Origin of the sequence: Corynebacterium sp. KPL4015, assembly GCF_040225725.1 — a bacterium.
Taxonomy (GTDB): Bacteria; Actinomycetota; Actinomycetes; order Mycobacteriales; family Mycobacteriaceae; genus Corynebacterium; species Corynebacterium rhinophilum.
In genome coordinates this window covers 1-14,156 of record NZ_JBEHGF010000020.1, presented here as the reverse complement: position 1 = coordinate 14,156, position 14,156 = coordinate 1, and the positions used below count along the sequence as shown (strand labels likewise).

The window sequence follows — 14,156 nt, the reverse complement described above, 5'->3', positions numbered from 1 at the left end:
GAAATGTTTCCCGGACTGAATAATCAAGAACGCGCTACGGTGCTGGCTGAAGCCCTGCCGTGGCTGCAACACTTCCGCGATAAAATCGTCGTCGTCAAGTATGGCGGCAACGCCATGGTGGATGAGGAGCTCAAGGAAGCCTTTGCGGCGGATATGGTGTTTCTGCGCACCATCGGAGCAAAGCCCGTTGTCGTCCACGGCGGCGGCCCGCAGATCAATTCCATGCTGGATAAGCTTGGCATCGAAGGCGAATTTAAGGGCGGTTTCCGCGTCACCTCACCCGAAGTCATGGACGTGGTGCGGATGGTCCTTTTTGGCCAAGTCGGCCGCGGATTGGTGAATCTCATTAACTCGCACGGGCCCTACGCCGTGGGTACAAGTGGCGAAGACGCTGGACTTTTCCGCGCCACCAAGCGGTTTGTGGATGTAGAAGGAGAGGCGACCGATATCGGGATGGTGGGCGATATCGTGGAGGTCAATCCGGCAGCCGTCAAGGACATCATCGAAGCCGGCCGTATCCCGGTGGTCTCAACCATCGCACCTGGAGCCGATGGCGAGGTGTATAAAATCAACGCCGACAGCGCCGCGGGTGCGCTAGCGAGCGCACTGGGAGCAGAACGCCTTGTCATCTTGACCAACGTGGAAGGCCTTTATACCGACTGGCCGAATAAAGACTCCCTAGTCTCCAAAATCGAAAGCGATGAGCTTAGCGGACTGCTTCCCGGCCTGAGCTCCGGCATGATTCCCAAAATGGAATCCTGTCTCAATGCCGTGCAGGGCGGGGTATCCGCCGCGCACGTTATCGACGGCCGAATAGGACATTCCGTGCTCCTTGAACTTTTAACCCCAGGCGGCATTGGAACGATGGTCCTGCCCGATGATTACGAAAAGCACGATTATCCCGAAGGCACAGTGTTCAGGAAGGACGATATCGCATGAGCACGCAAGAAACATTAACCGGCCGGTGGTCAGAAACGCTGGCCAATACCTATGGCCAGCCGCCACTCGGGCTGGTCTCCGGGGAGGGGTCCACGCTTACCGATGAAAATGGGAAAACCTACATTGACCTGCTGGCCGGCATCGCCGTGAATTCCTTGGGCTATGGCAATGCGGAGGTAGCAGATGCTGTTGCCAAGCAAAGCCGCACCCTTGTGCATACCTCCAATCTTTTTGCCACCCAACCCGTGCTCGACGCCGGGGCAAAGCTGATTGAGCGGGTAGGCGATAGCGACGCGCGCGTATTTTTCTGCAACTCCGGCTCAGAGGCTAACGAGGCGGCATTCAAGCTCGCACGGCTCACGGGTAGGCGGCGTATCCTTGCTGCGCACCATGGTTTTCACGGGCGCACGATGGGCTCTTTGGCCATGACTGGGCAGCCCGATAAGCAAAAGGCATTCCGTCCACTGCCTAGCGGCGTGGAATTTTACCCTTACGGCGATATCGACTACCTGCGCCAGTTGGTGGAGCAAGATGCCGCGGATACCGCCGCCATTATCTTCGAGCCTATTCAGGGCGAGACCGGAGTCATTCCTGCCCCTGCCGGGTTTATGCGGGCGGTTTCTGATTTATGCGATGAACACGGCATTTTGCTGATCGTCGATGAGGTCCAAGCCGGAGCAGGGCGCACGGGGCAGTTCTTTGCCCACGAGCTCGAAGATATTTCCCCCGATGTTATCACCATGGCCAAGGGGCTGGGCGCCGGACTGCCCATCGGCGCAACCATCACCCGCGGGCGCGCCAAAGATCTGTTCCAGCCAGGTTCCCACGGGACCACCTTTGGCGGAAACCCCGTGGCGTGTGCCGCGGCCAATGTTGTCCTTGATGCCCTCGATGAGAAATTCTTGAATGAGGTCTGCGCAAAGGGCGAGGATTTAACGCAGCAAGTCAAGAAGATTTCCGGGGTCAGCGACGTGCGCGGCCGCGGTCTTATGCTAGGTGTTGTATTAAATGCACCGGTGGCTCGCGAGGCCGTCAAGCGTGGATTTGAGCAGGGGATTATCCTCAATGCGCCGAGCGAGAACGTCTTGCGCCTTACCCCGCCACTGGTCATTTCCCAGCAGGAAATTGATATTGCCCTAGAAAAGCTATGCACCGTTGTGGAGGAATTAGTATGAACTTGCGCCATTTCTTAGCCGATGATGACCTCAGCCCGGAGGAACAAAAAGAAGTCCTCGATCTCGCGGTTAAGCTCAAGGCCGATCCGTTTGCGCGGCGCCCTCTGGAGGGACCAAAGACGGTAGCCGTCCTCTTTGATAAGACATCTACGCGCACCCGCTTTTCTTTTGAAACCGGAATTGCGCATATGGGCGGCAGCGCCATTACTGTTGATTCTTCGGGCACACAGATGGGCAAGGGCGAGTCCTACCAGGATACGGGCGCGGTCTTGTCCCGCTACGTGGAGGCAATCGTCTGGCGCACCTATGCCCACGACAACCTGGAACAGATGGCGGAGACATCCACGGTTCCGTTGGTCAATGCTCTTTCCGATGACCTGCATCCCTGCCAAATCTTGGCCGATCTTCTGACCTGCCGGGAAAACTTTGGCGATCTTGCTGGCCGCAAGGCGGTCTACCTTGGGGATGGCAATAATAATATGGCCAATTCTTATATGCTTGGCTTTGCTACCGCTGGCATGGATATTTCCATCATTTCGCCGGAAGGGTTCCAGCCTCGTCCCGAATTTGTCGAGCGCGCACGGCAGCGCGGCAACGTCACGGTTACCGATGACGTTGCGGAAGTAGCCGGCGCCGATGTAGTCATAACGGATACCTGGGTGTCTATGGGCCAGGAAAACGATGGGCAGGATAGGCGCACTCCGTTTTTGCCCTATCAGGTCTCTAAAGATGTGATGGCAAAGGCAAAGCAGGACGCGATTTTCTTGCACTGCCTGCCGGCCTATCGTGGCAACGAGGTGACCGCAGAGGTCATCGACGGGCCGCAATCCCGAGTATTCGATGAGGCGGAAAACCGCCTGCATGCCCAAAAGGCACTGCTGGTGTGGCTGCTCGATATTAATAAGGAGAACCGCTAGCGATGAGCACCCCGAGCACTCGAACTGCCCGGCAGGCAAAGATCTTGGAAATTTTGGATCGCAATCGCGTCACGAGCCAGGTGCAATTATCGGAGCTCTTGTTGGCAGAAGGCATCGATATCACGCAGGCCACGCTGTCGCGGGATCTTGATGAGCTGGGAGCGAAGAAGGTCAAGCGAGACGGTGGGCGCTCGTACTATATGGTCGCGGGCGAGCTGGAACAATTCGAAGATCAGGTGGGCGGACCGCGCGAGAAGCTGCGGCGCATGTTGGATGAATTGGTGGTCTCCCACGATTCTTCGATGAATATCGCGATGTTGCGCACGCCGGCGGGAGCAGCGCAGTACCTCGCCAGCTTTATCGATCGCGTGGGCCTGCACGATGTAGTGGGGTGCATCGCCGGTGATGACACCATTTTTGTGCTGGCACGCGAGGGGGTTACCGGTGCGGAATTGGCGGAAAGGCTGAAGGCGCAGAAGATTTAAAGAATAGTGGCATTCTCGCATCCGCTCGTATATTATTTATCTAACCGAATTTTTTTCAATTATTGAAGGAGTCTTAGCATGTCTGCACGCGTAGTCTTGGCCTATTCCGGTGGCCTCGATACCTCGGTAGCCATTCCATACCTGGCAAAGATGACCGGCGGCGACGTTGTCGCCGTCTCCCTTGACTTGGGTCAGGGCGGCGAGGATATGGAGTCCGTACGCCAGCGCGCGCTCGATTGCGGTGCGGTGGAGTCCATCGTTATCGATGCCAAAGATGAGTTTGCGGAGCAATACTGCGTGCCCACCATTAAGGCGAATGGCATGTACATGAAGCAGTACCCGCTGGTATCTGCCATTTCCCGCCCGCTTATTACCAAGCACCTCGTGAAGGCAGCGCAGGAGCACGGTGGAACGCACGTTTCCCACGGTTGTACCGGTAAGGGCAATGACCAGGTGCGCTTTGAGGTGTCCTTCCGCGCCCAGGATCCATCGTTAGAGATCGTCGCCCCAGCGCGCGATTATGCATGGACCCGCGATAAGGCCATCGATTTTGCAGAAGAGATTAACCTGCCCATTGAGCAATCGGCGGCCTCGCCATTTTCCATCGACCAGAACCTGTGGGGCCGTGCGGTAGAAACCGGCTTCCTGGAGGATCTGTGGAACCCACCGACAAAGGATCTCTACGCATATACCGAAGACCCGGGTCTGGGCAATGCTCCGGATGAGATCGTCATTTCCTTTGAGAAGGGCGTTCCGGTTGCGGTCGATGGTAAGAAGTTGACCCCGCTGCAGGTCATCGAAGAGGTCAACCGCCGTGCTGGTGCCCAGGGCATCGGCCGCCTGGACATGGTAGAGGACCGGTTGGTGGGCATTAAGTCCCGCGAGGTCTACGAGGCACCGGGTGCCATGGTGCTCATCCAGGCCCACGAGGCGCTGGAGGATGTCACCGTGGAGCGCGAGCTGGCACGCTACAAGCGCCTGACGGATGCACGGTGGTCCGAGGAGGTTTACGACGGCCTGTGGCACTCGCCGCTCAAGCGTTCTCTGGATGCCTTCATCGAGGAGTCCCAGGAGAACGTCACCGGCGATATCCGCCTGAGCCTGCACGCAGGTACCGCGACCGTCACCGGCCGCCGCTCCGGACAGTCGCTGTATTCCTTCGATTTGGCTACCTACGACACCGGCGATACCTTCGACCAGACCGCTGCAAAGGGCTTTGTCCAGTTGCACGGCTTGTCCACCCAGATTTCCAACCAGCGTGACCGCGAGGGTGGTTTCCCCACCAGCGCAGAAAAATAGGCACCGATGGAACCACACAAGACTAACGAAGGCGCGCTCTGGGGCGGCCGGTTCTCCGGCGGCCCTTCCGAGGCGATGTTCGCCCTTTCGGTTTCCACCCATTTTGACTGGGTGCTTGCCCCTTACGACGTACTCGCCTCGAAGGCGCATGCCAAGGTGCTGCACAAGGCAGGGCTGCTTTCTGATGCCGACCTAGACACCATGCTTTCTGGACTCACCGAGCTCGGGGAAAAGGTAGCTTCGGGCGAATTTGTGCCAGCACCCACCGACGAAGATGTGCACGGCGCCATGGAGCGCGGCCTCATCGACATCGTTGGGCCCGAGGTAGGCGGCCGCCTGCGCGCGGGACGTTCCCGCAATGACCAAGTTGCCACGCTCTTTCGCATGTGGGTGCGCGATGCCATCCGCGATACGGCCCTGCAGGTCTCCGAGCTTGTCGATGCCCTAGCGGATCAAGCCGCCGCGCATCCCGAGGCGATCATGCCGGGCAAGACGCACTCCCAGGCCGCGCAGCCCATCTTGCTTGCCCACGAATTATTGGGCCATGCCCAGCCGCTGCTGCGCGATATTCAGCGCCTGCAGGACTTGGATAAGCGGCTAGCCGTATCCCCGTATGGCTCGGGTGCGCTCGCAGGTTCCTCCCTGCAGCTTGACCCAGAAGCCATCGCCGCAGAGCTCGGATTTGATTCCGCTGCGGAAAACTCCCTGGATGGCACCGCATCTCGCGATTTTGCATCGGAAACGGCCTTTGTGCTGGCGCAGATCGCAGTGGACATGTCCCGGCTGGCAGAAGAGATTATCTACTGGTGCACCCCGGAATACGGCTACGTCACCTTGGATGATGCTTGGTCTACGGGTTCATCCATCATGCCGCAAAAGAAGAACCCGGATATCCCGGAACTTACCCGCGGCAAGACTGGTCGCCTGATTGGCAATCTCACTGGGTTGCTATCCACGCTCAAGGCACAGCCGCTGGCCTATAACCGCGACCTGCAAGAGGACAAAGAACCCATCGTGGACTCGGTGGCGCAGCTCAATTTGTTGCTGCCATCGATGACCGGGCTCGTGTCCACCCTGTCCTTTAATGAGGACAGGATGCGCGAGTTGGCGCCACGCGGATTCACCTTGGCCACCGACCTAGCAGAGTGGATGGTGCGGCAAGGCGTACCTTTCCGCGAAGCACACGAAGCTTCCGGCGCGTGCGTACGCATCGCCGAAGAGCGGGGAGTGGACCTGGTGGATCTCACTGACGAGGAACTTAGGGGCGTCGACAAGCGGCTGACCCCAGAGGTGCGCGCGGTCCTGACCATTGATGGTGCGGTCGCTTCCCGCACAACCAAGGGCGGGACCGCCGGCGTTCGCGTTGCTGAACAGCGCGAAACCGTCCGCGAACATGCCGCCGCGGCGCGTGAGTGGGCTACCAAGCCAGTGCGCACGCAGAACTAGAAGGGCGACAGACAAGGTCCCTGGCTTATCTAGAAGATAAAAATGCCCTCATCAATGAGAGGAAGGCATTCCATGAGACGTTGCGGGCTGGCCCTTTATGCCGCCTGCGACGTTGTGCAACGTGATGCCGCGCCGTTCGGCATCCTCGGCGAAAGCTGAGATGAAGCTGGCCGAGCGCTTGCCGGAGGCGCAGTACACCCACGCTTCGCTAAGCCCCTCGGCCTGCAGGGAATCGAGGAGGCAGCGCGCTGCCTCTGGATCTTCCAGCCACACGGAGGTTGGTAAGTGGAAATGTTTGGCGGTGGCGTCAAAAAAGAAATCATCAATTACGGCTTCACTGATTTCGCGCACATCGATGGCCGCGGCGCCATCGCGCAGCTTATCGAATAACTCGTCAGCGTTATCAGCAGCCTCCGGCACGGCACAGGCAGCGCCACCATAGTCATGCTGCAGCTGGGTGGTTAGTTCGCGTGCTGGGTCGCGGGGCACGCGGAAGTGGTCGATGGAGGCGGTTAGGGCATTGTAGATGCTTAGCAGGCCCACCCGCTCGCGGTTCATGCCCGTTGCGAACTGGATCAGCTCGGTGGACATCAGGCCCGCGACCACGCTGGTGGTCACACCCAGCACGCCGGCGGTGGCGCAATCAGGCACGGAATCGGGGTCGGGCTGCAGGGGATAGAGGTCGCGCATGCCCACGCCCGACTCGGCGCCGGGCCCAGACCACCACACCGCGCAGTCGCCCCGAAAACGCAGCACCGAGCCCCATACCAGCGGGGTGCCGGTGATTTCCGCGGCATCGGCTGCTAGGAATTTGGTGGTAAACGTGTCGGAACCATCCACTAGGATGTCCACCCCACGGAGGTAGTCCACGGCATTGTCAGAAGTAAGTCGGTCGCGAATCGCATGCACCACGATGCCGGGCTGCAGTTGCTGGAGCTTTTCGGCTGCGACCTCCACCTTGGGCCTTCCCACATCGTGGGCGCCAAATAGAATCTGGCGGTGGATATTGGTTAAATCCACCGTGTCGTCGTCGATCACCGAGATCTCACCAACACCGGCCGCAGCCAGCTGCTGCATCAGGGGACAGCCCAAACCACCAGCGCCGATGACGAAGACGTGGGTGGAGTGCAGCGCCTCTTGCTGGGCGATGCCGAAGCCAGGCAACAGCGTTTGGCGGGCAACCCTGTGCAACTCTTCGCGGGGCAGTTGGCTCATTACAGGACCTTGTCTTCCCAGCTAGCCAAGCCTGCAAACGATGACGATGCTACGGCGTGCTGTCGCTTTGGAATGCGGCCGGCTTGGCGGGCCAACCGGCCGCCTTCCACGGCGTATTTCATTGCAGTGGCCATTGCCAGGGGATCCTGGCAGCGGTTGATAGCGCTGGCGAGGAGAACGCCGTCGCAGCCCAGCTCCATAGCCAGTGCAGCATCGGAAGCCGTGCCCACACCGGCATCCAGCAGTACGGGCACGTGGGTACGCGAACAGATCAGCTCAATATTGTGCGGATTCAGGATGCCTAGGCCTGTGCCGATGGGCGAGCCCAAAGGCATCACCGCATCCACGCCGACGTCTTCTAGCCGCTTGGCGATGACCGGATCGTCGCTCGTATATGCCAACACCACGAATCCTTCGGCAACCAGCATCTCGCACGCATCTACGAGCTCCACCACGTCCGGCAGAAGTGTGCGGTCATCCGCGATAACCTCGACCTTCACCCAATTGGTGCCTAGCGCTTCGCGTGCTAGCTTGGCGGTGATTACGGCATCGCGGGCGGTGCGGCACCCAGCAGTGTTGGGCAGCACGTCAATGTTTAACCGTCGTAGGAGCTCAAAGATGGATTCCCCACCGGAGCTTGTGGCACTGTGCCGACGCATGGCCACCGTGGTGAGCTCGGTACCGCTGGCAACCAGGGACTGTTCCAACATAGCCTGGCTGCTGGCACCGCCGGTTCCCATTACTAGGTGCGAATCGAATTGTTTATCCGCAATAGAAAGCATGGTTAAAGCTCCTAACCGCCCTGCACGGCGGTGAGGATATCCAGCACGTCGCCGTTGGTGACTTCATAAGACCAGTTGCTGGCTGGAACGACATCGCCATTGACGGCTACGGCCACGCCTTTCGGCGCGGCATCGCCAGTTTCTGCTTCTACGACGGCGGTCACGGTGATGTGCCTATCGCTGCTGCGGGGTTCTCCATTAACCGTGTATTCCATGGTGAGTTTTCCTTTCTTTTATGGTTATCGGGCGTGGCGTAGTGGATCGCAGGCCGAGATGTCCAACCCCGGGGACGTACCTAGCCCCAACTGGGCACCTACCTTAGCCCCGAAGGCGGACAACAGGATTCCGTGGCGGAAGTATCCGGTAGAGACCACTAGCCCGTCGCGTACTTTGCCCAGGTAGGGAAGGTCATCGGGGGTGCCAGGCCGGGCTCCAACGATCGCTTCGATGAATTCGCATTCCTCCAGCCCAGGAACCACCCGGATGGCATCGCGCAGCAGTGTGTACACACCGTCTACGGCGGGTCCCTTGCGGTTGTCTTCGCGGCTGGTCGCCCCGACGGCGATGGTGCCATCGGTGCGGGGGATGACATATACCGGCCGGTCCTCCACGAATGCGCGCACCACTCGGGTGAGCGGCTCGCCGCTGGTGTGCACTAGTTCTTCCGGTACCCGCAGCCGCAGCATGTCGCCGTACACCGGGCGAAGTGCCAGGGGATTGGCGCCCTCGAACCAGCCGTCCACCTCCTTGGACCCCAGCCCGTTGCAGAGGTAGATCATGTCGGCGGTGAGTACCCGGGCATCGGCAAGCTGCACATTTTGCCCGTCGATGCGCGTTGCTGCAGTGGACATAAATCGAACCCTGGCCCGCTGTAGGTACTCCAAAAGGCACGCGCTGAACATGCGCGGGTTGATTTGATGATCGCCCGGGATTTCCACCGCGGCCGCCAGCTGGGGACTTAGGCCCGGTTCTAGCTTTCGGGCTTGCCGTAGTGGCAGCGCGTGGGCATCCATGCCGTGTTTCTGCTGCAGCGCCAGCAGCTCGCGGACGTGCACGCCATCGGCGCGGTCGGCACCTACGACCAGGGTGGATTCGCTGCGGTGGCCGGTCGGTGCGGTGGTTTTGGCCCCCAACCTGGCCAGCAGGTCAGGGAACATCTCTCCCGAAGCCATCATTAGCGGATAAAGCGGTTCTTGCCTGTATTGCACTTCCGCTACCGGAGCCAGCATGCCACCGGCCACGAATGTGGCACCGCTGATGGGCTGGGGATCTACCACTAGGATTTTCTGCGGGTCCACGCCCGCCTCCAGCAGCTCGAATGCGGTGGTCAGCCCGATGATTCCCGCTCCAATGATGGTGTGCTCGGCGTTATTCATGAGAACCGTTTGCTGGGTCCGTATTTGCCCGATCGAAGGCATCAACAACCGTGGTTGCCAGCGCAGCTGGATCATCGGAGTCCATAAAAGCACGCACAATCGCCACTCCAGCCACACCGGTTTTGGCCAGTGCTTCAGCGTCGGTGGCCTGCACGTCTCCAATAGCCACCACCGGAACTGCCGATGCACTCACGAGTGGGGGATAACCATCCAACCCCAGCGGGGTGCGGCCGGAGTTTTTCGTGGGCGTGGGGCGGAACGGGCCGGCTCCGATGTAGTCGATCACATCGGCGTATTCGTTAGCAGCCTGTACGAGCTCGAGGGTGCCGGTAGTCAGCCCGATGATCGCATCCTCGCCAAGGATTCGCCGCGCCAGGCGCGGGTCCAAGTCGTCTTGACCAATGTGCACGCCGTGGATGTGGTGTTCGCCCATCAGGGCGGCCGCTACGTCCACTCGGTCATCGATAAGCACTCGCGTTGCCGGATTGGCTTTTTCTACTGCTGCGGCAACGTCGATGGCCAAGGCAGTCAAATCGCGCACGCTGATGGGCTTGCTGCGAACTTGAATTACACCCGCGCCACCGGCAGCTGCTGCGGCGGCAACCTGTACGACCTTTTCCTGCGGTGCGCCCGTGACGTGGTAGCACCGCAGGTCCAGTAGGTTAGCGCTCACTGTACGCGGCTGCTTCCTTTTCCAAGTCCTCGGCTACTTCTTTGGCCTCGCTGCGGTTCAGGTACAGCTTGGAACCCGCGCGGCGGAACTCCTCGGCCATTTCTTCTTCGCCTTCGGCATTAGTGACACCCTCTTCGTCCACGCTCTGGCGGCCGAAGCCCGGCAAGCCGAGGTCCTTAACTAGCGACTGCTCCTGGTCGGTGGCCAGAGCCTCATCGATCTTCTCGCCGAATGCGTCGCGGATGTCCTGGCTAATGCGCATGGAGCAGAACTTGGGTCCACACATCGAGCAGAAGTGGGCGGTCTTTGCCGGCTCCGCAGGCAGGGTTTCGTCGTGGTAGGACTGAGCGGTATCCGGATCCAGGGATAGGGCGAACTGGTCGTGCCAGCGGAACTCGAAGCGCGCCTTGCTCATCGCATCGTCCCACTCGTGGGCGCCGGGGTGGCCCTTGGCGACGTCCGCGGCGTGCGCCGAGACCTTGTAGGTGATCACGCCGGTCTTCACGTCGTCCTTATTCGGCAGGCCGAGGTGCTCCTTCGGGGTGACGTAGCACAGCATTGCGGTACCACCCATGGCGATATTGGCTGCACCGATGGCGGAAGTGATGTGGTCGTAACCGGGAGCAATGTCGGTGACCAGCGGTCCCAGGGTGTAGAACGGTGCACCGCCGCACCATTCCTGCTCCTTTTCGTTGTTGACCTGCACCATGTTTAGCGGCACGTGGCCTGGGCCTTCGACCATGACCTGCACGTCGTATTCCCAGGCACGGTGGGTCAGCTCGCCGATGGTCTTTAGCTCGGCGAACTGGGCTGCGTCGTTGGCGTCGGCGATGGAGCCGGGGCGCAGGCCGTCGCCCAGAGAGAACGCGACGTCGTATTTGGCGAAGATCTCGCACAGCTCGTCGAAGTTCTCATAGAGGAAGGATTCCTTGTGGTGTGCCAGGCACCAGCCGGCCATGATGGAACCGCCGCGGGAGACGATGCCGGTCACGCGCTTGGTGGTTAGAGGCACGAAGGGCAGGCGCACACCGGCGTGGATCGTCATGTAGTCCACGCCCTGTTCGCACTGCTCGATCACAGTATCGCGGAAGATTTCCCAGGTCAGGTCCTCGGCGACGCCGTCGACCTTTTCGAGCGCCTGGTAGATCGGCACGGTACCGATAGGCACCGGCGAGTTACGCATGATCCACTCGCGGGTGGTGTGAATGTCGTTACCGGTGGATAGATCCATCACGGTATCTGCGCCCCAGCGGGTAGCCCAGCGCAGCTTGTCTACCTCTTCGCGGATCGAGGAAGTCACGGCGGAGTTACCGATATTGGCGTTGATCTTCGTGTTGAAGGCATTGCCGATGATCATCGGCTCGGATTCCGGGTGGTTGATGTTGTTCGGGATGATCGCTTTACCGGAGGCAACCTGCTCGCGCACCTTTTCTACGTCGCAGTGCTCGCGCAGTGCGACGTATTCCATCTCCGGGGTGATAACACCCTGGCGGGCGTAGTGCATCTGGGTTACGCGCTTTCCTTCCTTGGCCCGCAGCGTTTCGCGGCTGACGCCCTTCCACTCGTCGCTGGCCTCGCCACGCTTGAGGGCGCGGTTACCGTCGTCCAGCAAGTTGCGACGACGCCCCTCGTAGGCCTCCACATCTCCGCGGGCTTCGATCCACTCACTGCGCAGGGCCTCTAGGCCTTCGGTTGGCTCGGCCCACGGACCGCGGGTGCGGTAGAGTTTCTGCGGTGCGTTCGGGCCGGTCGGGGAATCGTCCAGCTGCACCTCGGTCTCCGGCACCTGCAGGGTGAAGGTCTTGCCGAAGGATTCCACCTGCTTTTCGATGGGGGCGAAGCTGTGCTTCGGGTGGATTTCCGCACCGTACTCGTCGTTCGGAATGGTGGTACGGGTGTGTTGGGTAGACGTATCCGTCATAGTTGACTCTCCTCATTCTTCCTTCGCTGGTTCTAACCAGGCAGGTTCTAGCGGTACTCGCGCGGGCATACAGCGTGATCTCAGCTCGATACCTCGAGCGCCCGTGTTCGGTTGCACCTTCCACTGTAACGCACACCACCCGAGAGTGAAGTTATGGGCTAGGTGGTTGACCGAGGAGGCATCGGCAAGCAACACCAGGGAGTCACTCGGTGAGATGTCCGGGGCAGGGGCTAAACTAAGCAGCATGATTGATCAGAAGCTCCTAGAGATCCTCGTGTGCCCCATCGACAGGCAACCGCTGGAGGATCACGGTGACTATTTGGTGAACCCCAGGCTGAACAAGGCCTATCCAGTGCAGGATGGCATCCCGGTGCTGCTGGTCGACGAGGCCACGGACTGGCCCGGCGAGTACCACCCATTGGCTGCGGATAAGTAGAACCGCACGCCCTGCAAAGAAATAACCCCAAAAAAGAACAAATATTAGGGAGCAAAGGGAACACCTTCGTATGAGCAACACCACGAACATCATCGACGAACTGCAATGGCGCGGGCTGATCAACCAGTCCACGGACTTGGAGGCGCTGAAGGAAGCCACAGAGAACCCGATCAGCTTGTACTGCGGTTTCGATCCGACGGGCAGCTCGCTGCATGCGGGCCACCTGGTGCCGCTGATTATGCTGAAGCGTTTTCAGCAATTCGGTCACCGTCCAATCGCGTTGGCCGGTGGAGCGACGGGAATGATTGGTGACCCGCGCGATGTCGGCGAGCGCTCCATGCTCTCGGAAGAGCAGATCGCAGAGAACATGCAGGCAATCAAGACTCAACTTGAGGCTTTCGTGGACTTCACCGATTCGGGCGAGGTTGCAAGCCCGGCAGTGATGGTCAATAACGCCGACTGGACCAGTCAGATCAACGTCATTGAATACCTGCGCGACATTGGTAAGAACTTCTCGCTCAACACCATGCTGGACCGCGATACCGTTAAGCGGCGCTTGGAATCCGACGGTATTTCTTACACCGAGTTTTCCTACATGCTGCTGCAGGCTAACGACTTTGCGCACCTGCACAACGAGTACGACTGCGTACTGCAGATTGGCGGTGGCGACCAGTGGGGCAACATCGTTTCCGGCGTGGATCTCAACCGCCGCGTAAACGGTGCGAAGGTGCACGGCCTGACGGTACCGCTGGTGACAGATGCCGAGGGCAATAAGTTTGGCAAATCCACCGGCGGCGGCAAACTGTGGCTAGATCCAGAGCTGACCAGCCCGTACTCCTGGTACCAATACTTCATCAATGCCGGTGATGCCGTTGTTATCGATTACCTGCGTTGGTTTACCTTCCTAAACCAAGAAGAGATCGCGGAGCTGGAGCGCAAGGTAGAGCAGGAACCCCACAAGCGTGAGGCGCAACGCGTGTTGGCGCGGGAGATGACCACCTTGGTGCACGGCGCGCAGGCAACCGAAGCAGTGGAGCTGGCTTCCCAGGCACTGTTCGGCAGGGCAGAACTGCAGGATCTGGACGAGTCCACGCTGTCTTCTGCGTTGCAGGAAACCGAGGTGGTTGAGGTCAGCACGCGGGCCACCATCCTGGACTTGTTGGTTGAGTCGGGATTGGAGAAATCAAAGGGTGCCGCGCGCCGCACTGTGGGTGAAGGTGGCGCGTACGTGAATAACCAGCGCATCGAGGACATCGAGTGGTCCCCGTCTTCCCAAGACCTGCTGCATGGCTATTGGCTGGTGTTGCGTAAGGGCAAGAAGCGTTTCGCCGGGGCACGGGTTGTGAATCCTTCCTAGTGATGGCGCCCTAGCTGTTAACTGATCCCTTGGTAATTGCGGTTTTACGCTTTTGCCAGGGGATTTGTGCGTTTCTTGGAGTGGGGTGTAGGTTTATCCAAGTCGCCGAGAGGTAGCCGGTTGGTTATTTTTGAG

The 14,156-nt window shown here is 59.8% G+C and carries 14 protein-coding genes; 8 read left to right on the top strand and 6 right to left on the bottom strand.

What is annotated here, in order from left to right; genetic code table 11:
• Nucleotides 1-3 precede the first annotated feature (3 nt).
• The 6 genes from argB (at nucleotide 4) to argH (ending at nucleotide 6,261) form a co-directional block, all read left to right on the top strand.
• Entirely contained in the window at nucleotides 4-939 is a 936-nt protein-coding gene (argB, locus tag ABRP64_RS08255) for an acetylglutamate kinase (RefSeq protein ID WP_349866089.1), read from the top strand.
• The gene (locus ABRP64_RS08250) at nucleotides 936-2,114 is read left to right on the top strand and encodes an acetylornithine transaminase (protein WP_349866087.1); all 1,179 of its coding nucleotides are present in this window, start codon (nucleotides 936-938) and stop codon (nucleotides 2,112-2,114) included. Before argB ends, ABRP64_RS08250 begins: the two co-directional genes overlap by 4 nt.
• Complete coding sequence (argF, locus tag ABRP64_RS08245; RefSeq protein WP_284850226.1) at nucleotides 2,111-3,031, top strand: ornithine carbamoyltransferase; 921 nt, start codon at nucleotides 2,111-2,113, stop codon at nucleotides 3,029-3,031. The genes ABRP64_RS08250 and argF overlap by 4 nt, the downstream gene beginning before the upstream one ends.
• A gap of 2 nt (nucleotides 3,032-3,033) precedes the next feature.
• Nucleotides 3,034-3,516, top strand: a complete 483-nt coding sequence (locus ABRP64_RS08240) for an arginine repressor (protein WP_284770485.1) — start codon at nucleotides 3,034-3,036, stop codon at nucleotides 3,514-3,516.
• Nucleotides 3,517-3,594: 78 nt separating this feature from the next.
• Nucleotides 3,595-4,815 (top strand): argininosuccinate synthase, encoded by a 1,221-nt coding sequence (locus tag ABRP64_RS08235; RefSeq protein WP_296090318.1) that lies wholly within the window; start codon nucleotides 3,595-3,597, stop codon nucleotides 4,813-4,815.
• 6 nt (nucleotides 4,816-4,821) lie between these two features.
• A complete protein-coding gene (argH, locus tag ABRP64_RS08230; protein WP_284852336.1) occupies nucleotides 4,822-6,261 on the top strand; it encodes an argininosuccinate lyase in 1,440 nt (479 codons plus the stop codon).
• A gap of 51 nt (nucleotides 6,262-6,312) precedes the next feature.
• On the opposite strand, the gene ABRP64_RS08225 is transcribed toward argH, so the two are convergent.
• From ABRP64_RS08225 to thiC, 6 genes are read right to left on the bottom strand one after another with little or no spacing between them, the layout of a single operon-like run.
• Nucleotides 6,313-7,476: a ThiF family adenylyltransferase gene (locus tag ABRP64_RS08225; RefSeq protein WP_349866085.1), complete on the bottom strand. Its 1,164-nt coding sequence runs from the start codon at nucleotides 7,474-7,476 to the stop codon at nucleotides 6,313-6,315.
• Entirely contained in the window at nucleotides 7,476-8,258 is a 783-nt protein-coding gene (locus ABRP64_RS08220) for a thiazole synthase (RefSeq protein ID WP_284850223.1), read from the bottom strand. The genes ABRP64_RS08225 and ABRP64_RS08220 overlap by 1 nt, the downstream gene beginning before the upstream one ends.
• An 11-nt stretch (nucleotides 8,259-8,269) precedes the next feature.
• Nucleotides 8,270-8,473 carry a sulfur carrier protein ThiS gene (gene thiS, locus ABRP64_RS08215; RefSeq protein WP_284783025.1) on the bottom strand — a complete coding sequence of 68 codons (204 nt, stop codon included), beginning with the start codon at nucleotides 8,471-8,473 and terminating at the stop codon, nucleotides 8,270-8,272.
• Nucleotides 8,474-8,497: 24 nt separating this feature from the next.
• Nucleotides 8,498-9,634, bottom strand: a complete 1,137-nt coding sequence (gene thiO / locus ABRP64_RS08210) for a glycine oxidase ThiO (RefSeq protein ID WP_284783027.1) — start codon at nucleotides 9,632-9,634, stop codon at nucleotides 8,498-8,500.
• The gene (locus tag ABRP64_RS08205) at nucleotides 9,627-10,307 is read right to left on the bottom strand and encodes a thiamine phosphate synthase (RefSeq protein ID WP_284783030.1); all 681 of its coding nucleotides are present in this window, start codon (nucleotides 10,305-10,307) and stop codon (nucleotides 9,627-9,629) included. The genes thiO and ABRP64_RS08205 overlap by 8 nt, the downstream gene beginning before the upstream one ends.
• On the bottom strand, nucleotides 10,297-12,228 hold the full coding sequence (thiC, locus tag ABRP64_RS08200; RefSeq protein ID WP_284853727.1) for a phosphomethylpyrimidine synthase ThiC: 1,932 nt from the start codon (nucleotides 12,226-12,228) through the stop codon (nucleotides 10,297-10,299). Before thiC ends, ABRP64_RS08205 begins: the two co-directional genes overlap by 11 nt.
• A 244-nt stretch (nucleotides 12,229-12,472) precedes the next feature.
• Here thiC and ABRP64_RS08195 point away from each other — a divergent pair, with 244 nt between their 5' ends.
• Together ABRP64_RS08195 and tyrS are read left to right on the top strand one after the other, a co-directional pair.
• Complete coding sequence (locus ABRP64_RS08195; protein ID WP_284850219.1) at nucleotides 12,473-12,664, top strand: Trm112 family protein; 192 nt, start codon at nucleotides 12,473-12,475, stop codon at nucleotides 12,662-12,664.
• A gap of 70 nt (nucleotides 12,665-12,734) precedes the next feature.
• On the top strand, nucleotides 12,735-14,021 hold the full coding sequence (gene tyrS, locus ABRP64_RS08190; RefSeq protein ID WP_349866082.1) for a tyrosine--tRNA ligase: 1,287 nt from the start codon (nucleotides 12,735-12,737) through the stop codon (nucleotides 14,019-14,021).
• The last annotated feature ends 135 nt before the right edge of the window (nucleotides 14,022-14,156 follow it).